The organism is Affinirhizobium straminoryzae (genome assembly GCF_007004135.1).
GTDB lineage: Bacteria > Pseudomonadota > Alphaproteobacteria > Rhizobiales > Rhizobiaceae > Neorhizobium > Neorhizobium straminoryzae.
On the sequence record NZ_VJMG01000010.1, the window covers coordinates 18,933 to 40,638 of the forward strand.

Sequence of the window (21,706 nt, forward strand, 5' to 3'; positions counted from 1 at the left end):
TTTCGGTGGATGACAGGCTCAACGGGTAGCCTCCTCAGTGGCGGATACGCGGATCGAGCAGTGCGTAGCAAAGGTCGATCAGCAGGTTCATCAGAAAGATGGCAAGTGCCGTGACGAGAATGGCCGCCAGCACCACGTTGAAATCACGCTGCAGGATGGAATCGATCATCAGTTTGCCGACGCCGGGGAAGCCGAAAATCGTCTCGACCACGACGGCACCGTTCAGCAGGCTCGCCGCCTGATCGCCGATCACGGTGATAACAGGCAGCATCGCATTGCGCAGCGCATGGATGAAGATGATCGGTCCGGAACGGACCCCCTTTGCCCGCGCCGTCTTCACATAGGCCGAAGAGAGCGCGCTGATCATCGAGCCGCGCACCACCTGCACGATGATGCCGAAGGGGCGCACGAAGAGAACGCCAATCGGCAGGATCCAGTGGAGCACCGATCCCGTGCCTGACGTCGGCAGCCAGGCCAGATTGACGGAGAAGAGAACGATGGCAACGATCGCCAGCCAGAAATCCGGCACCGATGCGCCGATCAGCGACAGCATCGAGGCAATGCGATCGAAAAAGCCGCCGGAGCGGAAGGCAGCCAGCGAACCGACGACAATGGCGGCGCTGGTGACAAGGCTCATGGTAATGAGGGCCAGCCACAGTGTCCAGGTGAAGGCTTCCGTCACGACATCAAGCGCCGGCCGCGCCTTGCGGTAGGATTCGCCGAGGTCACCGGTCACGACATCGCCGACGTAGCGACCGAACTGGACGAGCAGCGGATCATTCAGCCCGTGCAACTCCCGGAACTGCTGTTTCATTTCCGCAGACGCCTCGACAGGCAGGAAGAGCGAGGCCGGATCCCCGGTCATGCGCGACAGGAAGAACACCATCACGATCAGTCCGACCAGCGAGATCAGGCTGGCGACAGAGCGTTTGCGGATGAAACTGAGCATGATCGTCCTCCCCTTCCCACGGATGGCGACGGCTGAAAGCGGGCAGCGGGTATGGCCCGCCGCCACGAAGATGCCGGACGCCGCGAAGCGGCATCCGGCGGGCCACCGCCTTACCTGATGCCGATCTCGGAGAGCTGCAGCATGCTGTTGGTGGCGATCGTCGGTTTGAAGTCGAGCTTTTCCGAGACACGGGCAAAGCCCACCATGTGGAAGAGCAGGACATCCGCCACGACATCGTCATGCAGGTAGGCGATCAGCTGCGACCACAGCCTGGCCCGTTCATCGCCCACGGCTGCGGAGGCGCGCTGGATCAGATCGTCCACCTTCGGATCGGAGAAGCCGGACTGCGTTCCCTTCGAAGCATATTTGAAGAACATCGAGAAGGACGGGTCGCCCTTGGAATTGTCGTGCATTGCGGCAACCAGCTGCGGCCCGCGCCCTTCCTTGAACGGCTTGGAATAATAGGTCTCGTGTTCCGCCACCTCGACGAACTTCAGCTCGACCTTGAAGCCCGCTTCCTGAAGCTGCGCCTGGATGGCTTCCATGATCTCGGTCACGTTCGGAAAGTTCGCCGTGCGCGCGATGATCGTGATCGGCGTCTCCACCGGCACGCCGGCCGCCTTGGCCTCTGCAAGCAGCTTCTTGGCAGCCGCCACGTCATGCGGGAACTGCTTCACATCCGGGTTCCAGCCGAGCGTCGTCGGCGGAACGATCGCGGTTGCCAGAACCGCCCCCTCTGGCACCAGCGTACCGAGGAAGGCCTGACGGTCGATGGCAAGGTTCAGCGCCTTCCGTACCCGCACATCGTTCAGCGGTGCAATGTTGTGATCGATACGCAGATAGACCGTCTCGCTGTCGAGATAGGAGAAATCGGTCTTCGGGTTGGTGGCATCAAGCTGTGAGATCGAGGGTGACAGATCCGCTTCGCCGGTCTGCACCATGGCGGCACGCACCGAGGGGTCGGCGCGGAACAGATAGGTGGCCTTGGTCACGGAAGGCTTCTTGCCCCAGTAATCCTCGCGGGTTTCGAGAACGATCTGCTGGCCCGGCGTCCAGTTCGTCAGCTTGTAGGGCCCGGTCCCGACCGGCTCGCGAACAAACTGCATCGGTGTGCTTTCCGGCACGATCGTGACGAGCGACATCAGGAGCGGCAGGATCGGCTGGACAGGCTGCGTCTTGATGTCGATCGTATTGTCGTCCACCACATTCGTGGTGATCGTCATGCCGCCGAAGTAGCGCTTGGCTTCGCAGGTGATCTTGTCGCTCATCACGCGGTCGAAGCTGTGCTTGACATCCTTGGCATCGAAGACGGTGCCGTCGGAAAATTTCACCCCCTGACGCAGATGAAAGCGCCAGCTGCCATCGGCATTCTGCTCCCACTTTTCCGCCAGGCGCGGCATGACACCCTTCTTGCCACGCACGTCCAGTTCGGTCAGCGTCTCGCTGACATTCTCCATGATGATGCGGCCGATATTGGAACGGGTCGCCATGCAGGGTTCGAGCAGGTCCGCTTCTTCCGGCAGCACGATCTTGATCGCGCCGGACGCCGCAAGCGCGGGCGACAAGGCCGAAAACAGCGTGGCACCCGCAATCAGGGCACCGGAAATCAAGGTCTTCTTCACGTCATACTCCTCCCAGGTTGCGACGTATCATCATGTCCCGCCATCAGCCAGCCAACCCGGCGGACAGGTCTTCCTCACGCAGGCTGCACCCCGCCCTCCCCAAGGCCACATCAGGAAAAGATGCAGCGACCGACCGGTCGCACGAGCCCACACGCCAAGCTCGACGGTTGCTGCCCCAAACATCGGACTTCCAGGCAAGTTTGTCAAATTATTTCAGACAAGCAGACGCATACAATTTTCCGACTTCTAAAAAAATCGTTTATTTTCAATATTTTATTTCAAATCCTCCGAAGCGACAGAAGACGATGCGACGATTATAAAACTTGACAACTTTGGCAAAATGGCAATCCTTGCGCCAGAGAGGAGAGGCTTATGACACCTGAGGAAATAGCCTTCGGCATGACCGGGGCCATCCATGCGACAGCGACGGGACGCCGTGAAGCGCTGCTGCCTTCGCCCATGGTCCAGAACCATGCGAGCTTCCTTCACGCGACGACCGAGGGCGCCTTGATCTGCACCTGGTTCGGTGGCTCGCTGGAGGGCAAGTCCGACATCTCGATCTTTGCAAGTGTGCTTGCGCCGGGCGCGGGCAACTGGGGAGAAGCCCAGAGGCTGAGTTTCGATCCTCTCCATTCGGAGCAGAACCCGGTGCTGTTTGCTGCGCCGGACGGCCGCCTTCTTCTGTTTCACACCTCGCAGCCTGCCGGAAATCAGGACGAATGCCGCATCCGCATGGCCGAGGTGCGTCGCGATCCGGCAGCCCCGACACGGTTGACGGCAGACGAAGGGCGCTATCTGGATCTTCCGCCCGGCTGCTTCATTCGCGCGCCGCTCGGCGTGCGGGATGATGGCGCCTGGCTTTTGCCGATCTTCCGCTGCGTGCAACGCCCCGGCCAGAAATGGAACGGGAGCCATGACGTGGCAGCCATCGGCATCTCGACGGATTCAGGAAAAAGCTGGCACCTGAGCGCGGTGCCGCAGTCCACAGGCTGCGTGCACATGAGCCCGGTCGCGCTTTCCGGCAACCGTCAGGCGGCCTTTTTCCGTCGCCGCCAGGCAGATTTCGTCTATCGCACCGAAAGCAGCGATGGCGGCCGCACCTGGTCGGCGCCGCATGCGAGCGACGTCCCGAACAACAATTCCTCGATTGCAGCCGTGGCGCTCCGGGATGGCCGGATCGCGGTCATCTGCAATCCGGTCAATGCGACCACCTCCACCGAAAGGCGCGCATCGCTCTACGATGAACTCGGCCTGGAGGATGACCGTCCGGACGCCGATCCCGCCGGCGGCTGCATCCCGGTCTGGGGCGTGCCGCGTGCACCGGTCGCAGTCTGCCTGTCCGAGGATGGAGGCAGAACCTTCCCGATCCGTATCCTGATCGAGGAGGGCCCCGGCACCTGCCTTTCCAACGATTCGACAGACGGCCGCAATCTGGAAATGTCCTATCCCTGGCTGCTGGAGGACGCCGACGGCAGCCTTCACATCAGCTACACCTACCATCGACGCGCGATCAAATATGTCCATCTTGCCCCCGGCTGGGCAGGTGCCGCAGACGGGAGACAAGCATGAGCAGGATCATCGGCATCACCATGGGCGACCCGTGCGGCGTCGGCCCGGAAATCACCGTCCGGGCGCTTGCCGACATGTCGGACGTTGATCGCGCAGCAACCCGCATCTACGGCAACCTGGCGACGCTGCAAGCCGCCCGCGCGGCGCTTGGCCTCCCGGTCGATCTTGCACCATTCGTTATCGACCTGCCGGTCGAGGGCGCCCCGCTTGCCTGGGGAACGCTGTCTCCGGTGGCGGGCGACGCCGCCTTCCGCTTCATCGAGAAGGCAGTTCGCGATGCCGAAGCCGGCGTGATCGACTGCATCGTCACCGCTCCCATCAACAAGGAGGCGCTGAATCTTGCCGGCCATCACTACGACGGACATACCGGCATGCTGCGCAGCCTCACCGGCTCCTCCGCCGCCTACATGCTGCTCGCCTCCGACCGTCTGAAGGTCATCCATGTCTCCACCCACGTCTCCTTGCAGGAGGCCATCCGGCGGGCGACGACAGAGCGAGTGCTGGCGACCATTCGCGCGGGCGACCGCCACCTGAAGCGTATCGGCTACGAGCGCCCCCGCATCGCCATTGCCGGCATCAACCCGCATTGCGGCGAAAACGGCCTGTTCGGCACGGAAGATGACGACCAGATCGCCCCGGCCGTCGCCGCCGCACGCACGGAAGGCATCGATGCCTACGGGCCGATCTCCGCTGACACCGTGTTCCATCGCGCCTATTCCGGCGCCTTCGATCTGGTGGTTGCCCAGTATCACGACCAGGGCCATATCCCGATCAAGCTCGTGGCCTTCGATACGGCGGTCAATGTCTCCGTCGACCTGCCGATCGACCGCACCTCCGTGGATCACGGCACCGCCTTCGATATCGCGGGCAAGGGCATTGCCAACCACGGCAACATGCTCTCGGCGATTGCGTATGCGCGCAAGCTCGTCGCCGGTCGCGCGGGCAAGGAGTAAACCCGATGGCGATTGCCCCGATTACCCTTCACCAGCCGCGGCGCCTCGCCATCGGTGCCGGCACTGTGGCAACTGTTGGCGGGTGGGCCGGCGATGCCGGCTCGACGCTTGTCATTGCGACCCCCGTCACGGCAGGCTTTGCCGATAAGCTGCAGATCCGTGGCCGCATGCGCATCTTCGATGCCATTCCCGGCGAACCTGACATGGCGACCCTGGACGCCGCACTGGCAGCCGCACGGGAGGCAAAACCGGACCTCGTCGTTGGTCTGGGCGGCGGCTCCGTGCTGGATGTCGCCAAGTTGGTGGCCGCCCTCTGGGACAGCGAACAGACGCTCGCGGATGTGGCAGGCCCAAACCGCGTGGCCGGACGAAGGACACGGCTGGCCCAGGTTGCCACAACCGCTGGCACCGGCTCGGAGGCCGGCATCCGCTCACTGATCACCGACCTGGAAAAGGGCAGCAAGATTGCAGTCGAAAGCCCGCATCTGATTGCGGATCTGGCGGTCCTCGATCCCGAACTCACCTTCTCGGTTCCGCCGGCCGTGACGGCGGCAACCGGCGTGGATGCCATGGCGCATTGCGTGGAGGCCTTTACCAACCGTCGTGCCCATCCGATGATCGACGGCTTTGCCCGCATGGGCATCGCGCTGGTCGGACGGTATCTCAAGCGCGCGGTACGGGACGGCAGCGACACGGAAGCCCGCGAGGGGATGATGCTGGCCTCCTATTACGGCGGCATCTGCCTCGGGCCCGTCAACACGGCGGCAGGCCATGCCATCGCCTACCCTCTCGGCACGTTGCTGCATCTGCCGCATGGCCTCGCGAACGCGATTGTCTTTCCGCATGTGCTGGCCTTCAACCAGCCGGCTGCGGAGGGCAAGACGGCGGAAATCGCGGCCGCTCTCGGCCTGGGCGAGAGCCTCGGCCAGAACGCGCTTTGCGTGGCGGCCCATGCCTACTGCGCCGAACTCGGGATCGAAATGTCGCTTGCCGCCCATGGCGCCCGCGCGGAGGATCTGCCCCGCTTTGCTGCGGATGCCCATTCCATTCGCCGCCTGATGGACAACAACCCGATCGACATGTCGATTGAGGACGTGACGGCAATCTACGAGGCAGCCCTCTGACAGGCGACGATCCCAAGCGAGAAGTCGGGCGGATCAGTCCCGTCTGGGAGACTGGAAAAGGCGCTCGCGCGAACCGGTGAGGTGGTCATGCATCAGTTGCCTGGCAGCCTCCGGATTGCGCGCCGCGATCGCCCCGGCAATCGCTTCATGCTCGCTGAAGACACGTGATAGACCGGAGGCTTCCCGCTTCACCGAGGCGCCGTGAAACTTCATGCCGACGGCGATGTGATCCTTGAGGGCTTCCATTGCCGTGAAGAAGTAGCTGTTCTGTGCCGCACGCGCGATGGCCAGATGGAACTGATAGTCGGCATCTTCGCGATGCGACTGGCGGTTCGTGGCGTCCCGGAGCAGTTCCAGAGCCTGGCGGATGCTGGCAAGGTCAGCCGCATCGTGGCGAAGTGCTGCAGAGGCTGCGGCGGCAGGCTCCAGCGTCAGCCGGAACTCGTAGCAGTTGAGCAGATCGGCAACATTTTCCAGCTGGCCGAAACCCAGGGGCTCCTTGAGACCGAGCGCCCGCACGAAGCTGCCGGCGCCGCGCCGTGAATAGATCAGCCCCTGATCGCGCAGACGCCGCAGGGCTTCGCGAATGACAGGCCGCGACACCTCGAATTCGGCCGCCAGATCATGTTCCGTCGGCAGGCGCTCATCCGGCGCATAGGAACCGGACTTGATCGCCCGATGCATGCGCTCGAATACGATATCCGGCAATGCCTTGCGCGCCGCGCCGTCTGTCAGCCCCATCTCAGCCCGTCTTCCCGAGAATTGTGGTTGCGATTTCCCTCAGCGTATCGGGTTGCCCGAAACCGCCCGATTTTGCAATGATGCAGTGCTGGCCGGTCTGCGCAAGCCCCAGCCCCGGCAGACATTCTCCCAACAGGCGGAACCGGTGAATGCCCATGCGGTGCAGAACGGCTTCCGCCGTTGCACCACCGCACAGAAGCAGGGTCTTCACCTGATCGACCAGCCCGGGAACGACACCCTCCGCAAGATGGTCAGATACCTCTTCGGCGCTGCAAACCTCGGCGCCGTCGACGGCCTGGATCAGGGTGATGCCTTTTGCGATGGCAGAGCGGTTGACGAGCCGCCCGTTTTCCGCCGGTCGATCATCGATCTCGACGGACTGTCGCAACCGCTCGATTTGCCGAAGCGTAATCGGATCGCGCGATCCGATCACAAGGAGGGCTGCCCCCGCCGGAATGCCCGCCTGCTGCGGCAGCACATTGCGCATCGATTGCGCAAGGGCGTCGGCAAGGCCTCGCGCGCCCACCCAGAGATCACACCCCTCCCGTTGGCCATGGGCAAGCGCCTCGATCATATCCACCTGCGACACCGTATCAGGAACATCGCAGGCTCTGACGTGGCGACCAAGCGCTGCTGCAATATCAATCGGCGTCTCGACGCCGAAGCCCCTGACCGCGCCGTCCGTCACGATCCGGCCAAACTCGGGAATGGCGGGGGCAACGAGGGCGCGCGAGAACGGAATCGCATCAAGAACAGCCTCGACATGCCCCTTCATTCGGGAATCGATCTTCACGAAGATCGTTGACACGCCAGGCAACAGGCGGAGTGCCGACGCGGCGAGCGCTCGTGCCTGCTGCGCCGTCTTTTCGCGGCAGGCAAGATCTATGGAAAGAACGTCCGGCCGCTCTGCCAGTGCAGGCGCGATGCCCTCGAGGGTCAGGGCGACCTCAGCATGCAAGCCCCGCCCGGCAAAAGGCGCCGCTGAATCCAGCGCGCCCGTAAGGTCGTCGGCAATGACCAGCAACAAGACCGCACCCCGCAATTGTTGTCATGTTTTATTATGGCAAAAAACAAGTGATTTCAAAATAATAATTTTCCAGTTCACCAATTGCATGGTGACAGTCCATCAAGAGTGCGCGTCCCTGAAACAGGTATCAGCGCCCCAACCGGAGCACCCCTCCTGTCGCTCGGATCCGGGATCGGTGCCGACACGGCACGATACGGCTCAGGCGACCTTCCATCGCAGCCACACCATTGTCCGCGCGTTTCCTACGTCTTCGTATGCTCCGATCCCTCCCCGCGGTTTCCGCCGCCCGGGAACACACGACAATCCGACACGTCGTTTTCCGGTGTGCAACGCACAAAAAAAGGCGTTATGACATCATCTATCTGGTGCGCTGCGATATCTTTTCCGCAAGACATCGCCCGCACCACCATCCGGGACCATGCGACGACAATGAGTTACCAGACAACGATCGAGCAGACGGTTTTTCGCTTCGATGACCTGAAGACGCTGCTTGCCAAGGCAAGTCCGGAGCGATCCGGTGATCAGCTGGCGGGCCTTGCCGCCGAGGGACCGGTCGAGCGGCTGGCCGCACAGATGACGCTGGCCGACCTGCCGCTCAAGGCCTTTCTCGGCGAGGAACTGATCCCGGCCGAGGACGACGAAGTCTCCCGCCTGATCCTTAAGCAACATGATCCGGCAGCCTTTGCGCTCATCTCGACGCTGACTGTCGGTGAATTGCGGGAATGGCTGCTGCGGCCGGAGACGACGCAGAGGCAGCTGGAAGCCGTCACCTGGGGGCTGACACCGGAAATGGTCGCGGCCGTCTCGAAGATCATGCGGCTGCAGGACATGATCACGGTCTCGGCCAAGCGCCAGGTAGTCACCCGCTTCCGCAACACGATCGGCCTTGCCGGGCGGCTTTCGACGCGCAATCAGCCAAACCACCCGACCGATGACAGCCGCGGCATTCTCGCCTCCGCCATCGACGGCCTGCTGATGGGCTCGGGCGATGCGGTGATCGGCGTCAACCCCGCCACAGACAGTACGCAAGACTACATCCGCATTGTCTCGCTGCTCGACGAATTGCGCGAGAAGCTTGCGATCCCGACCCAGACCTGCTGCCTCGGCCACGTGACGACGGCCATCGAGGCGATGGAAAGACGCGCGCCCGTCGATCTCGTCTTCCAGTCGGTTGCGGGGTCAGAGAAGGCCAATCGCGGCTTCGGCGTCGATCTTGCCCTGTTGCGGGAGGCGCACGAGGCCGGCCGGTCGCTGAAGCGCGGTCTGCCGGGCGCCAGCATCATGTATTTCGAGACCGGCCAGGGCGCGGCACTCTCTTCGGATGCGCATTTCGGCGTGGACCAGCAGACCATGGAAGCCCGCGCCTATGCGGTGGCGCGCGAATTCGATCCGCTGCTGGTCAATACGGTCGTCGGTTTCATCGGTCCGGAATATCTCTTCAACGGCAAGCAGATCATCCGGGCCGGCATCGAGGATCACTTCTGCGGCAAGCTGCTCGGCCTGCCGATGGGGGTGGATGTCTGCTACACCAATCACGCCGATGCCGATCAGGAAGACATGGATACGCTGCTGACATTGCTCTGCGCCGCCAATGTCAATTTCGTCATCACGGTGCCCGGCGCCGATGACATCATGCTGAACTATCAGTCGCTGTCGCACCACGACGCGATCTATTGCCGCGAGACACTGAAGCGGCCGCCGGCGCCGGAATTCGAGACGTGGCTTGCCGAGATCGGACTGACGGACCAGGACGGCAGGCTGCGCGGCGCGCCGGCCGCCCTGTCCCACTATGTTCAAGACAGCCTGCAGATCGGAGCCTGACATGGGACGGATGATTGACGCGCGGAAAGCCACGCAAACCGCCCCCTCGGAACACGAACCCGTGCTCGACCTTCGGGCGATGACCAATGCGCGCGTGGCGCTGGGACGCCACGGCTCAGGGCAGCCGACACGGGCGCAACTGTCCTTCCAGCTCGACCACGCCAGAGCCCGCGAAGCCGTCTGGCGCAGCGTCGATACGCAGGCGCTTGGCGAGCGGCTGAACCGTGCTGGCCTCTCCGTCATCAAGGTGGAAAGCCGGGCCGCCGATCGCAGCATCTATGTGCGTCGGCCCGATCTCGGCCGGCTGCTGACTCAGCAATCAGCGGATTGCCTCCATAAGGCAGCCGCAGACAGCACGTACGATATCGCAATCGTCGTGGCGGACGGGCTGTCATCAAGCGCGGTCGATCTCAACGCGGTTCCGCTGATCGAGGCGCTCGTGCCGAAGCTTGCCTCTCTCGGCCTCGCAATTGCACCGGTCGTCCTGGCGAACCAGGCCCGCGTTGCACTCGGCGACCCCGTCGGCGAGGCGCTGGGCGTGCGGCTGACGATCCTCATGGTCGGCGAGCGCCCCGGGCTTTCGGCCGCAGACAGCCTCGGCGTCTACCTCACCTATGACCCGAAATCCGGCACCCCCGATTCCGCTCGCAACTGCATCTCCAACATCCGCGAGGGCGGCATGGCCATCGGCGAGGCCGCAGACCTGATCACAGGCCTCATCCGCGACATGATCCAGACCCGGGTCAGCGGTGTCGCGTTGAAGGCTGCGACGAAGCAGCTGAGCGCAGCCGAATAGGTTCGGGGCAAGATCCCTACGCATAAACGGCAAATGCCCCACGCCGCGCGCGCGGGGCATTCCGACGACGAGATGATCGGCGTCCGGGATGACCGGCCCGGCCGAACCGGACGCGACCGGGCGGCGCCCGTTACTTGCAGGGATCGGCAGGCGCCTCGTCATATTTTGTCCACTTGCCATCCTTGATCTCGATGACATAGCCGGGCAGTTCGGCGTCATGGCCGGCAAAGCAGATATTGTTGCCGAGAATGCCCGAGAAGGTCACGCCTTTCATCTGGTCGGCAACCGCCTGACGTTCGGCGGAAAGCTTCGACGGATCTCCGGTGACGCCGGCCTTTTCCATGATCTGCTTCATCAGGAACAGGGTGTCATAGGTCTGGGCATCCGAATGGTGGGCGCCGAGCTTGTGGATGCCGCGCTTTTCGGCCGCGGCCACGAAGGTGTCGTTGAAGGCCTGCGCGCGCGGGCTGAAGCCCTTCCAGAAGCTTGCTGCCATGATGACGCCCTCGCCTTCCGGCCCGAACAGTTCGACGACGTTCGGATCGGCGAAGATCTGCGAGCCGATGATACGACCCTTGTAGCCCTGGCGGCGCAGCTCCTTGATGACCTTGGAGGCCGATTCCGGCAGCGCGGCAATGGCGACGATATCGGGATTGGCCTGCAGGATCTGCGCTGCCTGGGCCGACATGTCGAAGCTCTTGTACTGGACCGGAATCGGCGGATCATACTTGATGCCGAGCTTGTCGAAGATCATCGGGTAGAGCTTGGTGCCGGACGCATTGGAGACGACTTCTTCGGAGATGTAGACGATGGCGGCCTTGTCCATCTTCACGCCATGCGCCTTCAGCGAATTCAGCATGCGCGTGAACTGCTTGGATTCGTCTTCCGTCAGACGCCAGGCATAATTGCGGTTATCGGTGAGCCCCGGCGTGGATGCCGAGTTCGGCATCATCAGAACCTTCAGGCGTTCGCCATCATTGAAGGCCACGGAAGCCTCGCCCGAGGAAAAGGGACCGAGAATGGCGAGCACGCCATCATCCTGGATCAGCTTGCGGGCACCGACAGAGGCCTGTTTCGGATCGGAGCCGGTATCGAAGCGCACCAGTTCCACCTTCTTGCCATTGATGCCGCCAGCGGCATTGATCTCGGCGACCGCGATATCGGCCGATACGACGGCCGGTTCGGCAACGCCCTTCAGCGTTCCCGACGTGGCGACGATATTGCCGATCTTGATCGTATTATCCGCCAGCGCAGAACCGGCCAGCAGGGCCGGCAGCGCAACAGTGGCAAGGAAACGAAACCCGACTTTCATGGCACTCTCCTGATGATGATGGGGTGATCTTTGTTGGCTGGATCGGTCAAAGCGTCTGGATGGCGGCCGGGGCTGCCGCGTGGCCTCCGAGATAGGCGGCAGCAAGCGCGGGATCGCCCGCAAGCGCCTCGGCTGTATCGGCCAGCACCACGCGTCCGAGTTCGAGCACATAGCCACGGCTGGCGGTTTCCAGCGCCATGGCCGTGTTCTGCTCGACCAGAAGAATGCTGATGCCGCCGCGATTGAGCTCGCGGATCAGCTCGAACAGGTTGTTGACGAACAGAGGCGAGAGACCGAGCGAGGGCTCGTCCAGCATGATCAGACGCGGGCGGCTGACCAGGGCGCGACCGATCGCCAGCATCTGCTGCTCACCGCCCGAAAGCACGCTTGCCTTCATGTCGCGCCGTTCGGCGAGATTGGGAAAACGGTCATAGACCTCCTTCAGGTCACGCATCCAGTCGCCATCGCTGCGCAGATAGGCGCCCATCATGAGGTTCTCATGGACGGTCATCGAGACGAAGATCTGCCGTCCTTCCGGCACCAGCATCATGCCGCGACGCACCCGGTCGGCGGGCGAGGCATGGGTGAGGTCCTCGCCTGCGAAGCGGATCGAACCGTCGGCTGCGCGCACCGCGCCCTGCAGTGCGCGCAGCAGGGAGGTCTTGCCCGCCCCGTTGGCGCCAAGCACGGTGACGATCTCACCTTCGGCCAGATCGAGATCGACCGACCGCACGGCATGGGTGCGTCCGTAGCGTACATCAAGACCGCGAACTTCAAGCAACATGGGCAGCTCCTTGCCTGTCCTTTGACGCATGGCGCGGCCCGAGATAGGCCTCCAGCACCAGCGGATTGTCCTGAACCGTGGCTGTCGGCCCGTCATAGATCTTGCGGCCGAAGTTCAGCACGACGGCATCGTCGCAGAGCCGCCGGACAAGGCCCATGTCGTGCTCGACGACAAGCAGCGTGACACCGGTCTCGCTGATGCGCTTGAGGAAGGCCGTCAGGTTGTCGGTCTCGGCCGCATTGAGACCGGCCGCCGGTTCGTCCAGCAACAGCAGCTTCGGACGTGCCGCAAGCGCCCTGACGACCTCGATCTTCTTGCGCACGCCGTATGGCAGGGTGGCGACGACCTCGCCCGGATAGGTGGGAAGGTCCATGTCGGCCAGCAATTGTTCCGCCTCCCGATGCCAGGCGGAGCGACCGAACAGCGACAGCGGCTTCAGCATGTCCAGAATGCCACCGGCACGCGCCTGCTGGCCGAGCATCACGTTCTCCACCACGGAGAGATGCGGCATCAGCCGGATATTCTGGAAACTGCGGGCGACGCCGAGACCAATGCGCTTGCGCGACGGGATGCCCTGGATCGCCCGGGATTCGAGCAGGATCTCGCCCTCGTTCGGCTGGTAGAAACCGGAAATCAGGTTGAAGATCGTTGTCTTGCCGGCCCCGTTCGGGCCGATCAGCGCCATGCGGGCACCGGCCGGCACATCAAAACTGACATCGGTGATCACCGAAAGCCCGCCGAAGCGCTTGGAGACATTGCGCAGGCTCAGAATGTTGCGGTCCGTGGTCTGCGTCATGCCGAGGCCTCCTCTACGGTCGCGCTGGCAGGATGACGGCCGGGCTTCAGTCTTTCGATCAGCGTGCGCGTGATAAGGCCTTCGGAACGGTACATCATCATCAGCACGGTCAGCACGCCCAGGATGACGAAGCGCCAGCTTTCATCGGGTGGAGAAAGGGCTCCCTGAATGCCGAACAAGCCGGCCAAGGCACCCTTCACCTGCGGCAGCACGGCCCGCAGCACTTCCGGCAGCAGCGTGAAGAAGGCCGCACCGAACAGGGGCCCGAGCGCCGACTGCGTGCCGCCGAGCAGGACATAGAGCAGAACATAGATGGAGAGGGAGGCGTTGAAGCTCTGGATCTCGACAAAGCTGAAGGTGTGGGCATAGAGCGCTCCGGCGAGCCCGGCAAGCGCGCCGCCGATGGCAAAGGCTGCCACGCGAACCCCGCGGATCGACACGCCGAGCAGATCCGTCACCACATCGTCGTCATGACAGGCCCGCATCGTCAGCCCGAACCGCGTCGCCATCAGATAGAAGACAAAGAGTGTCACAAGGATCGCGGCGATGATGGGCACGGGATAGTCGAGATATTCTGGAACGGAGAGCCCCATGGCACCGCCCAGTTCGGACGTGTTGAGGATCGCCCCTGCTACCACCTCAGCGAAGGCGAAGGTGGCGAGAACGAGATAGACGCCCCTGGTGCGCAGCAGCGGAAAGGCAATTGCCATGCTGACGACACCGCCGACCGCCATGGCGGCCGGAATGGTGGCCCAGGCGGACTGCCCCGCAACAGCCGACAGAAAGGCAGCCGTGTAGGCGCCGAGCGCCTGAAAGCCTGCGCCTCCCAGATTGAGCTGACCCGTCGCGACCGGCAGAAAGATCGCATAGGCCATGATGACGTTGATCGAGAGGATCGTCAGGATCCCTGTCCAGTAACCGCTCATGGTCAAAGCTTTCCCTTGCCGATGGAATGGTGGCCGAGCAGGCCCTGCGGACGCACGAAAAGCGCAATCAGCAACAGGCCCCAGACGGCGACCTGCACGGTGTCGGCGCCGAAGAAATGGATCGTCAGCATTTCGGCGATCCCGATGATCAGGCCGCCCAGAACCGCACCCCAGATCGAGCCGAGTCCGCCGATCACCATGCCGGCAATCGCCTTGGAACCGATATCCTCGCCCATGGTCGGCGAAACCTCGCCATAGTTGATCGCAAAGAGAATGCCGGCGAGACCGCAGAGAACGCCGGTCAGCGTGAAGATGACGGGCACGAGGCGGCGCGAATCCACACCGAGAATGTTGGCGGCATCGGGATTTTCGGCGATGGCACGCAGCCCGCGGCCGATGCGGCTATGCTTGAGGACCCAGTTCAGCCCGGCAACAAGAAGCAGCGCGAGCAGCAGGCTGACCAGCTGCGGCACCCTGAGAAACAGGCCACCGACGGTGATCGTATTGTCCCAGTCGAAGGCAGCGATCCGCTGCGCTTCCGTGCCGTAGCCGATCCGCATCAGGTTCTCGATGATCAGCAGAAAGCCGAGAGAACTCACGAGCGGGATCGCATGCTCGGTCGCATCGCCATATTTCGTCTTCATGTAGCGAAAGGTGAAGCGCTCCACGACCAGCGAGGCACAGATTGTTACGACAATCGCAAACAACAGAGCCATGGGCCAGGGAAACGGGGGCGTATGGACCAGCGGAAGCCCCCACTTCGTCAGCGCCCATGCGCCCATGCCCGACAGCATGAACAGCGTGGGAATGGTGAAGTTCAGAAAATTCAGGACGCCGATGGTCAGCGTAAAGGCCACGGCAACCGTGACATAAACGCTCCCCAGCATGACGCCGTTCAGCAACTGCTGCAGCAACAACATTGGATTTCCCGCAATTTTGTATACAAATATCGTCCGAAAGCAAAAGGTCGATCACCGGAATCGCCGCGCCTCGACACGGAGGCGGGAAAGTCGGCGACAACATCAGCAACGGACGATCGCGGGAAAACCCTCCAGAATATAAGATTTCAACGCTTTCGTTCCCACTTTGAGCACCTTCTGGCGCTTCGTTTGTTCACTCTCCATGCGCAGCCCTCATAGAGCCAACCCATGGGAGTCATTGAAAATCGCGACATTTTCAAGTTTGTCTCTTTAAATGTCGTGACATGTTGTACACAATGAGTTAGCACTTGACCCTTGTCAAGGAAAACATTGGCGGAGACACATTGGTAATGAAGGCGTACGAGCATCGCGTTCTCATCGTCGGAGCCGGGCCGGTGGGCCTGGTTGCGGCCTGCTGCCTGTCGCAGGCCGGGATTCCCGTAACCATTGTCGAGACAAGTCGCGACCTGCCGCGCGACCTGCGTGCATCGACCTTTCATCCCCCGACACTCGACATGCTCGATCGCTTCGGTGTGACCGGAACCCTTGTGGAACGGGGGCTTGTCTGCCCGACATGGCAGTTCCGCGATCGCCAGGAAGGCGTGATCGCCACCTTCGATCTCGGCGTTCTCGCCGGCGAAACACGCCATCCGTATCGCCTGCAATGCGAGCAGTGGAAGCTTTCGGAGGAACTGCGCAAGCTGATCGATGCGGACGACCAGATCGAAATCCGCTATGGCGCAAAGGCCGTGACCGTCACCCAGGACGAGGCACGGGTCACGCTGACGATCGAGAATATGGAGGACGGATCACGCGAGGATTTGTCCGGACAATATCTCATCGCCTGCGACGGCGCCCACAGCGTGGTGCGCAAGGCGCTTGGCATCTCATTCGACGGCCTCACCATTCCGGAGATCTTCCTGTCCATGTCGACCACCTTCCGGTTCGACGAGGCGATCGGGGACCTCGCGCCCATCGCCTACCTGACGGACCCGACGGAATGGGCCGTGCTTTTGCGGACGCCCAGCCTCTGGCGCGTGCTCCTGCCCACCGATCCCAGCCAGACCGACGAAGAGATCAAGGATCCCGACGTCATGGAGCGTCGCCTGCAGGCGCTCTGCCCGAAGGACGGGCGCTACGACGTGGTGCATGCCACCGCCTATCGGGTTCACCAGCGCGTGGCCGCAACCTATGTCGCCAACCGTATCTTTCTGGCGGGTGATGCGGCGCACCTCAACAATCCGCTCGGCGGCATGGGCATGAATGGCGGCATTCATGATGCCGTGAACCTGTGCGACAAGCTAGTGGAGGTCTGGAACGGCAGAGCATCGCTGGAGATCACCGAACGGTACGATCGGCAGCGGCGCAAGGTCGCGATCGAAACGGTGCAGGAGCAATCGCTCCGCAATCGCAAGATGATGGCGGAAAACGACCCTGCGGCGCGCGCGGCCTATCACGACGAGCTTCGCCGCATCGTCGCGGATCACGCCCGGCACAAGGCCTATCTCATGCGCTCCTCGATGATCCAGTCGCTGCGTGACCTGGAAAACGTTGCCTGACCTCAAGAACTTTCAGCATCAAGGAAAATTTCAAAATGGTGGATAGTCTCGGCTACCGAAAGAAGTTTGGCGTGATTGCGCCTTCGACCAACACCTCCGTGCAACCGGAATTCGATTCCATGCGCCCGGTCGGCGTGACCAATCATTTCTCCCGCATCACCATTCCGGATGATCCCGTCCATAGCGACGAGGACTTTCTGAAGCTGATCGACAATATCCGCGCGGCGATCATGCAATCGATCGACTCGCTGATGACCTGCAGCCCGGACCATCTGGTGATGGGGATGTCGGCAGAAACCTTCTGGGATGGCCTCGATGGCTCCGTGCAGTTGCAGAAGCGGGTGGAAGCCCGCGCCGGCGTGAAGGTGACGATGGGGTCGGATGCCTGCCAGGCCGCCCTCTCGAAATACGGCGATATCAAGCGGATCGGCGTGGTAACCCCCTACATGCCCGTTGGTGACCAGCAGGTGATCAAGTTTTTCACCGATTGCGGCTACGAGGTCGTGCATCTGAAGGGTCTGAAGTGCCAGAGCCCGATGCTGATTGCCCATGTCAGCGAACAGGAACTGCGTGACAGCATCAACGAGGTCAACGATCCCAGCGTCGAGGCCATCATCCAGGTCGGCACCAACCTCGCGATGGCGCGGGTTGCCGGCATTGCGGAGTTCTGGCTGGACAAGCCGGTGATCGCCATCAACACCGCGACCTACTGGTATGCGCTGCGCCAGAACGGCATCGAGGACAAGGTGCAGGGCTTTGGCTCGCTCCTGTCGCACCACTGAAATCCGGGAGCGCCTTTTCCATGAACTATGACTTCATCCCGATCAGCCAGCGCAAGCCGCTGAGATGGCCGAACGGCAAGCGCCTCGCGATCATCCTCACCACCAATTTCGAATACTGGGATGCGGTGCGCGACACGCCGAAGCCCTATTATCCCGGCGGCCCCAGCATCGTCGGCGGCGATCTGCCCGGCAATGTCTATGACAACGCCAACTATACCTGGCGCGAATATGGCCAGCGCGTCGGTGTCTGGCGCATGTTCGACATCTTCGATGCCGAAGGCGTGCCCTCCAGCTGCACCATCAATGCGAAAATGGCGCTGGAGCGGCCGCAGGTCGTACAGGCAGCCCTGGACCGCAAGTGGGAAATCGTAGCCCACAACTACGTGCAGACCGAGCTTCTGACCGACAATATGTTCGACGAGGATGCAGAGCGCGACGTTATCCGCTCGACGCTGAAGGTCTACGAGGAATTCTGCGGGTTCAAGGCGAAGGGCTGGCTGTCCAGTTCGCTGCGTTCGACGCTGAACACCATCGACATTCTGGCCGAGGAAGGGCTGATCTATATCTGCGACCTCCTGAACGACGACCAGCCCTACATGGTGCAGACCCGCAGCGGCAAGCCGATGGTCTCCGTCTCCTACACGTCCGAAGTCAACGACTTCAGCTTCCTGCGCCAGGGTCTTGGTGCGGAAGGCGGGCTTCAGATGTTCAAGGAACAGTTCGACTGGCTCTATGCCGAAAGCGCCCATACCGGCAAGTTCATGAACATTGGCCTTCACCCGCACGTCATCGGCCAGCCGTACCGGATCCGCGCCCTGCGTGACTTCATCCGCTATGCCAAGCAGTTCGAGGACGTGTGGTTTGCCACGCGCGAGGAAATCGCGACCTGGTATATGCAGAACCACGAAAGCCACATCGAGACGGGACGGGCATGAACAGGACTTCCGACGATGAGACGGCAGACCGCATCACCGGCGAGACGGAGGATGCGGAGCAGCAGCGACCGGTGGACAAGGCCTATCGCGGCATCCGGCAGGCAATCCTGCGTGGCGAACTGAAGCCGGGCGATCATCTGGCGGAAGAACAGCTTGCGACCATGACCGGCACCAGCCGCACCCCGGTCCGCGAGGCGCTTCAGCGGCTTGCGGCCGAGGGGCTTGCCACCGTCAGCAACCGCCATCGCTTCGTCACGCATTTCTCGCACGAGGAAGTGTCGATCATGTTCGACATTCGCGCGCAGCTCGAAGCCTATGGCGCAGCACTGGCGGCGCAGAAGATCACGCCAGCCGAACTGGCGAAGCTGCAACACCTCATCGATGCCATGGCCGAGATCGAGCACGAAACGAGCAGCGACGTGGCCGAGCGGTTTCTCGCTCTCAATGGCGAGTTCCATGACATCATCATCAATGCCACCCGCTCCACGCAGTTGAAGCGGCTCACGGCGCCGGCAACGTCTCTGCCCCTCGTCCTCCTGAAGCAGTTCGTGATGGAGCAACGGATCGACGTGGCACGTTCCAACCGCCAGCACCGCGACATTCACGCAGCACTCGCCGCCCACAACAGCGAATGGGCGGCTGCTGCCATGTCCGGCCACATTCTCTCCACCAAACCCAAGCCGCGCGATCCTGCCCGCGGCACGAAGCGATAAACACAGCCTAGGAACACGCGCGTGTCGAGCTTTCGCGACCAACTCATCCACTCTCCCCTGACGATCACCGGCTATGTCGGCGGCACCTTTCTCAAGCCATCGCCGGCCGACGAAATACCGGTCATCGACCCCACGACGGAGCGACGGGTGGCAACACTGCTGGAATCCTCTGTCGATGAGGTGGACCGGGCGGTGACGGCCGCAAGGGCGGCCTTCGACCGAGGGCCATGGCGGCGCTTGACGGTTGCCGAGCGGCAGACGGCGCTGATGGCAATCCATGACGTCATCCTTGCCCATGCCGACGAACTGGCCATGCTGGAAACGATCAACACCGGCATTCCGCTCAGCCAGACACGCAACGTTCACATTCCACGCGCGGCCTATAATTTCCGCTTCTTTGCCGAATACATCAACCAGGCGGGCGGCGAGGTGTTCACGCAGGAGCCAGGCCTCCTCAGCATGGTCACCTACGAACCGATCGGCGTGTGCGCGCTGATCGGACCATGGAACATGCCGCTTGGCCTGACCGCCATGAAAATCGCCGGCGCGCTCGCCTTCGGCAATACCTGCGTGGTCAAGCCCTCCGAACTCACACCGCTGACAGTGACGCGGCTCATGGAGCGCATCGAGGGGGTGCTGCCGCAGGGCGTCATCAACCTCGTCAACGGACGTGGCCAGGTGACCGGCCATGCGCTGGTTTCGCATCCCGGCATCGACATGGTCTCCTTCACCGGCGGCACGGTCACGGGTGCCGCCATCCTGACTGCACTGGCGAAGGGCATCAAGGGCTCGGCCATGGAGCTCGGTGGCAAGTCGGCCAACATCGTCTTCGCCGATGCCGATTTCGATCGGGCGCTTGATGCGGCGATGATGAGTTCCTTCATGAACAACGGTCAGATGTGTCTGGCCGGCAGCCGAATCTTCGTGGATCGCAGGATTGCCGATCGCTTCATCGACACCTTCAGCCGGCGCGTGGCAGCGCTGAGGATCGGCGACCCCTTGGCGGACGGCACCGAAGTCGGGCCGATGATCAACCATGCGCAGCGCGAGCGCATGACGCGCTATGCCGAAAGCGGCCTCTCGGAAGGGGCAAGCCTGCTGGCCGGCGGACACCGCTACAGCAATATCAATACCGGCTACTTCTTCGAGCCGACCGCCATGCTGGCGCCATCCAACGACATCGCCATCTGCCGCGAGGAAATCTTCGGGCCGTTTGCCGCCCTGCAGATTTTCGATGACGAGGAAGAGGTGATCGCCAAGGCCAACGAAAGCGATTTCGGGCTGGTCGGCTATGTCTGGACGCAGGATCTCGACCGCTCCATGCGGGCCGCCGCTGCGTTGCGCACCGGTACCGTTCTCGTCAACACACCGATCGTCCGCGACCTCAGAACCGGCTTCGGGGGCTACAAGCAATCCGGCCTCGGGCGAGAGGGCGCCAAAGGATCGCAGGCCATGTTCACGGAAATGAAGACGACGATCGTTGCACGCGAACCGCGCCGCATGCCGCGCATGGGACTTGCCGCATCATGACCAGCACGGGTGAACTCTATTCTTCGCTGCGCAATCGTGTGGTTATCGTCACCGGCGGGTCGCGCGGGCTCGGGCGTGAAATGGTGCTGGAACTGGTCTCTGCCGGCGCACATCTCGCAGTGATCGGTTCGCAGGCAGGCCCGGCGCTCGACGACACGGTGGCGGAGGCCAACCGTTCAGGTCCCGGTCGCGCCATGGCGCTCGTCGCCGATGTCTCGGACAATGACCAGTGCGAAGCCGCAGTTGCCAGCACGCTGGCTGCCTTCGGGCGCGTCGATGTACTCGTCAACAATGCCGGCCTCGGCATGCGCCGGATTTCGGAACGGTTCAATACGACGCCCACCCGCTTCTGGGAAACCGATCCGGCCGCCTGGCGGGACATCATCGACACCAATGTCAACGGTCCTTTCCAGATGGCGCGGGCCGTCGTGCCGCATATGCTGGCGCAGGGCTTCGGCAAGATCATCAACATCTCGACCAGTGACCAGACCATGGTCCGGCGGGGTTACGCGCCCTACGGGCCGAGCAAGGCCGCGCTGGAGGCGGCATCCAGAGTCTGGGCCCAGGATCTGGCCGGAACCGGCATCGATGTGAATGTCTATCTGCCGGGCGGCGCTGCCGATACCGATCTTCTTCCGCCAAGCCCGGACAAGAAGGGGGCAGACGGCAATCTGCTGCCCGCCACCATCATGCGGCGCGCAATCCGTTGGCTGGCAGCCGATGAATCCAACGGCATCACGGGAGCCCGCTTCATCGCACGTCTATGGGACGAGACGCTGCCGCCCGCCGACGCCGCGCACCTGGCACGCTCGCCCGCCGTCGACAAGCCGGCAATTCTCTAGGAGAT

20 protein-coding genes are annotated in these 21,706 nt (G+C 62.6%); 11 read left to right on the plus strand and 9 right to left on the minus strand.

Annotated features, from left to right (window positions below; translation table 11 throughout):
- Window positions 1-34: 34 nt before the first annotated feature.
- Together FNA46_RS04275 and FNA46_RS04280 are read right to left on the minus strand one after the other, a co-directional pair.
- Complete coding sequence (locus tag FNA46_RS04275) at window positions 35-949, minus strand: ABC transporter permease (RefSeq protein WP_142881105.1); 915 nt, start codon at window positions 947-949, stop codon at window positions 35-37.
- A 110-nt stretch (window positions 950-1,059) separates the two neighbouring features.
- On the minus strand, window positions 1,060-2,571 hold the full coding sequence (locus FNA46_RS04280) for an ABC transporter substrate-binding protein (protein ID WP_142881106.1): 1,512 nt from the start codon (window positions 2,569-2,571) through the stop codon (window positions 1,060-1,062).
- Between the two features lie 372 nt (window positions 2,572-2,943).
- On the opposite strand from FNA46_RS04280, the gene FNA46_RS04285 reads away from it, so the two are divergent.
- From FNA46_RS04285 to FNA46_RS04295, 3 genes are read left to right on the plus strand one after another with little or no spacing between them, the layout of a single operon-like run.
- A complete protein-coding gene (locus tag FNA46_RS04285) occupies window positions 2,944-4,140 on the plus strand; it encodes a sialidase family protein (RefSeq protein WP_142881107.1) in 1,197 nt (398 codons plus the stop codon).
- On the plus strand, window positions 4,137-5,093 hold the full coding sequence (gene pdxA, locus FNA46_RS04290; RefSeq protein ID WP_142881108.1) for a 4-hydroxythreonine-4-phosphate dehydrogenase PdxA: 957 nt from the start codon (window positions 4,137-4,139) through the stop codon (window positions 5,091-5,093). Before FNA46_RS04285 ends, pdxA begins: the two co-directional genes overlap by 4 nt.
- A 5-nt stretch (window positions 5,094-5,098) precedes the next feature.
- Window positions 5,099-6,217, plus strand: a complete 1,119-nt coding sequence (locus FNA46_RS04295; RefSeq protein ID WP_142881109.1) for an iron-containing alcohol dehydrogenase — start codon at window positions 5,099-5,101, stop codon at window positions 6,215-6,217.
- 33 nt (window positions 6,218-6,250) lie between these two features.
- On the opposite strand, the gene FNA46_RS04300 is transcribed toward FNA46_RS04295, so the two are convergent.
- Together FNA46_RS04300 and FNA46_RS04305 are read right to left on the minus strand one after the other, a co-directional pair.
- Window positions 6,251-6,958: a FadR/GntR family transcriptional regulator gene (locus tag FNA46_RS04300; RefSeq protein ID WP_142881110.1), complete on the minus strand. Its 708-nt coding sequence runs from the start codon at window positions 6,956-6,958 to the stop codon at window positions 6,251-6,253.
- Between the two features lies 1 nt (window position 6,959).
- Window positions 6,960-7,985, minus strand: coding sequence for a four-carbon acid sugar kinase family protein (locus FNA46_RS04305; RefSeq protein WP_142881111.1), 1,026 nt, complete (start codon window positions 7,983-7,985; stop codon window positions 6,960-6,962).
- A 429-nt stretch (window positions 7,986-8,414) separates the two neighbouring features.
- On the opposite strand from FNA46_RS04305, the gene FNA46_RS04310 reads away from it, so the two are divergent.
- Together FNA46_RS04310 and eutC are read left to right on the plus strand one after the other, a co-directional pair.
- Window positions 8,415-9,806 (plus strand): ethanolamine ammonia-lyase subunit EutB, encoded by a 1,392-nt coding sequence (locus tag FNA46_RS04310; RefSeq protein ID WP_142881112.1) that lies wholly within the window; start codon window positions 8,415-8,417, stop codon window positions 9,804-9,806.
- Window positions 9,807-9,816: 10 nt separating this feature from the next.
- Window positions 9,817-10,602: an ethanolamine ammonia-lyase subunit EutC gene (gene eutC / locus FNA46_RS04315; protein ID WP_143124046.1), complete on the plus strand. Its 786-nt coding sequence runs from the start codon at window positions 9,817-9,819 to the stop codon at window positions 10,600-10,602.
- A 130-nt stretch (window positions 10,603-10,732) separates the two neighbouring features.
- Here the strand turns inward: eutC and FNA46_RS04320 are convergent, their stop codons facing one another.
- The 5 genes from FNA46_RS04320 to FNA46_RS04340 are packed head-to-tail and all read right to left on the minus strand — an operon-like array spanning window position 10,733 to window position 15,340.
- Window positions 10,733-11,914, minus strand: a complete 1,182-nt coding sequence (locus FNA46_RS04320; RefSeq protein ID WP_185969719.1) for an ABC transporter substrate-binding protein — start codon at window positions 11,912-11,914, stop codon at window positions 10,733-10,735.
- Between the two features lie 46 nt (window positions 11,915-11,960).
- The gene (locus FNA46_RS04325; RefSeq protein WP_185969720.1) at window positions 11,961-12,698 is read right to left on the minus strand and encodes an ABC transporter ATP-binding protein; all 738 of its coding nucleotides are present in this window, start codon (window positions 12,696-12,698) and stop codon (window positions 11,961-11,963) included.
- Entirely contained in the window at window positions 12,688-13,494 is an 807-nt protein-coding gene (locus FNA46_RS04330) for an ABC transporter ATP-binding protein (RefSeq protein WP_142881114.1), read from the minus strand. Before FNA46_RS04330 ends, FNA46_RS04325 begins: the two co-directional genes overlap by 11 nt.
- On the minus strand, window positions 13,491-14,420 hold the full coding sequence (locus FNA46_RS04335) for a branched-chain amino acid ABC transporter permease (RefSeq protein ID WP_142881115.1): 930 nt from the start codon (window positions 14,418-14,420) through the stop codon (window positions 13,491-13,493). The genes FNA46_RS04330 and FNA46_RS04335 overlap by 4 nt, the downstream gene beginning before the upstream one ends.
- A gap of 2 nt (window positions 14,421-14,422) precedes the next feature.
- The gene (locus FNA46_RS04340; RefSeq protein WP_142881116.1) at window positions 14,423-15,340 is read right to left on the minus strand and encodes a branched-chain amino acid ABC transporter permease; all 918 of its coding nucleotides are present in this window, start codon (window positions 15,338-15,340) and stop codon (window positions 14,423-14,425) included.
- Window positions 15,341-15,690: 350 nt separating this feature from the next.
- On the opposite strand from FNA46_RS04340, the gene FNA46_RS04345 reads away from it, so the two are divergent.
- From FNA46_RS04345 to FNA46_RS04370, 6 genes are read left to right on the plus strand one after another with little or no spacing between them, the layout of a single operon-like run.
- A complete protein-coding gene (locus FNA46_RS04345) occupies window positions 15,691-16,899 on the plus strand; it encodes an FAD-dependent oxidoreductase (RefSeq protein WP_143124048.1) in 1,209 nt (402 codons plus the stop codon).
- Between the two features lie 35 nt (window positions 16,900-16,934).
- Window positions 16,935-17,681 (plus strand): maleate cis-trans isomerase family protein, encoded by a 747-nt coding sequence (locus FNA46_RS04350; RefSeq protein ID WP_142881117.1) that lies wholly within the window; start codon window positions 16,935-16,937, stop codon window positions 17,679-17,681.
- Window positions 17,682-17,701: 20 nt separating this feature from the next.
- The gene (locus FNA46_RS04355) at window positions 17,702-18,616 is read left to right on the plus strand and encodes a polysaccharide deacetylase family protein (RefSeq protein WP_142881118.1); all 915 of its coding nucleotides are present in this window, start codon (window positions 17,702-17,704) and stop codon (window positions 18,614-18,616) included.
- The gene (locus FNA46_RS04360) at window positions 18,613-19,329 is read left to right on the plus strand and encodes a GntR family transcriptional regulator (RefSeq protein ID WP_142881119.1); all 717 of its coding nucleotides are present in this window, start codon (window positions 18,613-18,615) and stop codon (window positions 19,327-19,329) included. The genes FNA46_RS04355 and FNA46_RS04360 overlap by 4 nt, the downstream gene beginning before the upstream one ends.
- A gap of 21 nt (window positions 19,330-19,350) precedes the next feature.
- Window positions 19,351-20,859: an aldehyde dehydrogenase gene (locus FNA46_RS04365; protein ID WP_142881120.1), complete on the plus strand. Its 1,509-nt coding sequence runs from the start codon at window positions 19,351-19,353 to the stop codon at window positions 20,857-20,859.
- Window positions 20,856-21,701: an SDR family NAD(P)-dependent oxidoreductase gene (locus tag FNA46_RS04370; protein WP_142881121.1), complete on the plus strand. Its 846-nt coding sequence runs from the start codon at window positions 20,856-20,858 to the stop codon at window positions 21,699-21,701. Before FNA46_RS04365 ends, FNA46_RS04370 begins: the two co-directional genes overlap by 4 nt.
- The last annotated feature ends 5 nt before the right edge of the window (window positions 21,702-21,706 follow it).

Bases quoted from the DNA above. Each gene is read 5' to 3' on its own strand.
- FNA46_RS04275 (WP_142881105.1), bottom strand. From the start codon at position 949: ATGCTCAGTTTCATCCGCAAACGCTCTGTCGCCAGCCTGATCTCGCTG.
- FNA46_RS04285 (WP_142881107.1), top strand. From the start codon at position 2,944: ATGACACCTGAGGAAATAGCCTTCGGCATGACCGGGGCCATCCATGCG.
- pdxA (WP_142881108.1), top strand. From the start codon at position 4,137: ATGAGCAGGATCATCGGCATCACCATGGGCGACCCGTGCGGCGTCGGC.
- FNA46_RS04295 (WP_142881109.1), top strand. From the start codon at position 5,099: ATGGCGATTGCCCCGATTACCCTTCACCAGCCGCGGCGCCTCGCCATC.
- FNA46_RS04300 (WP_142881110.1), bottom strand. From the start codon at position 6,958: ATGGGGCTGACAGACGGCGCGGCGCGCAAGGCATTGCCGGATATCGTA.
- FNA46_RS04310 (WP_142881112.1), top strand. From the start codon at position 8,415: ATGAGTTACCAGACAACGATCGAGCAGACGGTTTTTCGCTTCGATGAC.
- eutC (WP_143124046.1), top strand. From the start codon at position 9,817: ATGATTGACGCGCGGAAAGCCACGCAAACCGCCCCCTCGGAACACGAA.
- FNA46_RS04320 (WP_185969719.1), bottom strand. From the start codon at position 11,914: ATGAAAGTCGGGTTTCGTTTCCTTGCCACTGTTGCGCTGCCGGCCCTG.
- FNA46_RS04325 (WP_185969720.1), bottom strand. From the start codon at position 12,698: ATGTTGCTTGAAGTTCGCGGTCTTGATGTACGCTACGGACGCACCCAT.
- FNA46_RS04330 (WP_142881114.1), bottom strand. From the start codon at position 13,494: ATGACGCAGACCACGGACCGCAACATTCTGAGCCTGCGCAATGTCTCC.
- FNA46_RS04335 (WP_142881115.1), bottom strand. From the start codon at position 14,420: ATGAGCGGTTACTGGACAGGGATCCTGACGATCCTCTCGATCAACGTC.
- FNA46_RS04340 (WP_142881116.1), bottom strand. From the start codon at position 15,340: ATGTTGTTGCTGCAGCAGTTGCTGAACGGCGTCATGCTGGGGAGCGTT.
- FNA46_RS04345 (WP_143124048.1), top strand. From the start codon at position 15,691: ATGAAGGCGTACGAGCATCGCGTTCTCATCGTCGGAGCCGGGCCGGTG.
- FNA46_RS04350 (WP_142881117.1), top strand. From the start codon at position 16,935: ATGGTGGATAGTCTCGGCTACCGAAAGAAGTTTGGCGTGATTGCGCCT.
- FNA46_RS04355 (WP_142881118.1), top strand. From the start codon at position 17,702: ATGAACTATGACTTCATCCCGATCAGCCAGCGCAAGCCGCTGAGATGG.
- FNA46_RS04360 (WP_142881119.1), top strand. From the start codon at position 18,613: ATGAACAGGACTTCCGACGATGAGACGGCAGACCGCATCACCGGCGAG.
- FNA46_RS04370 (WP_142881121.1), top strand. From the start codon at position 20,856: ATGACCAGCACGGGTGAACTCTATTCTTCGCTGCGCAATCGTGTGGTT.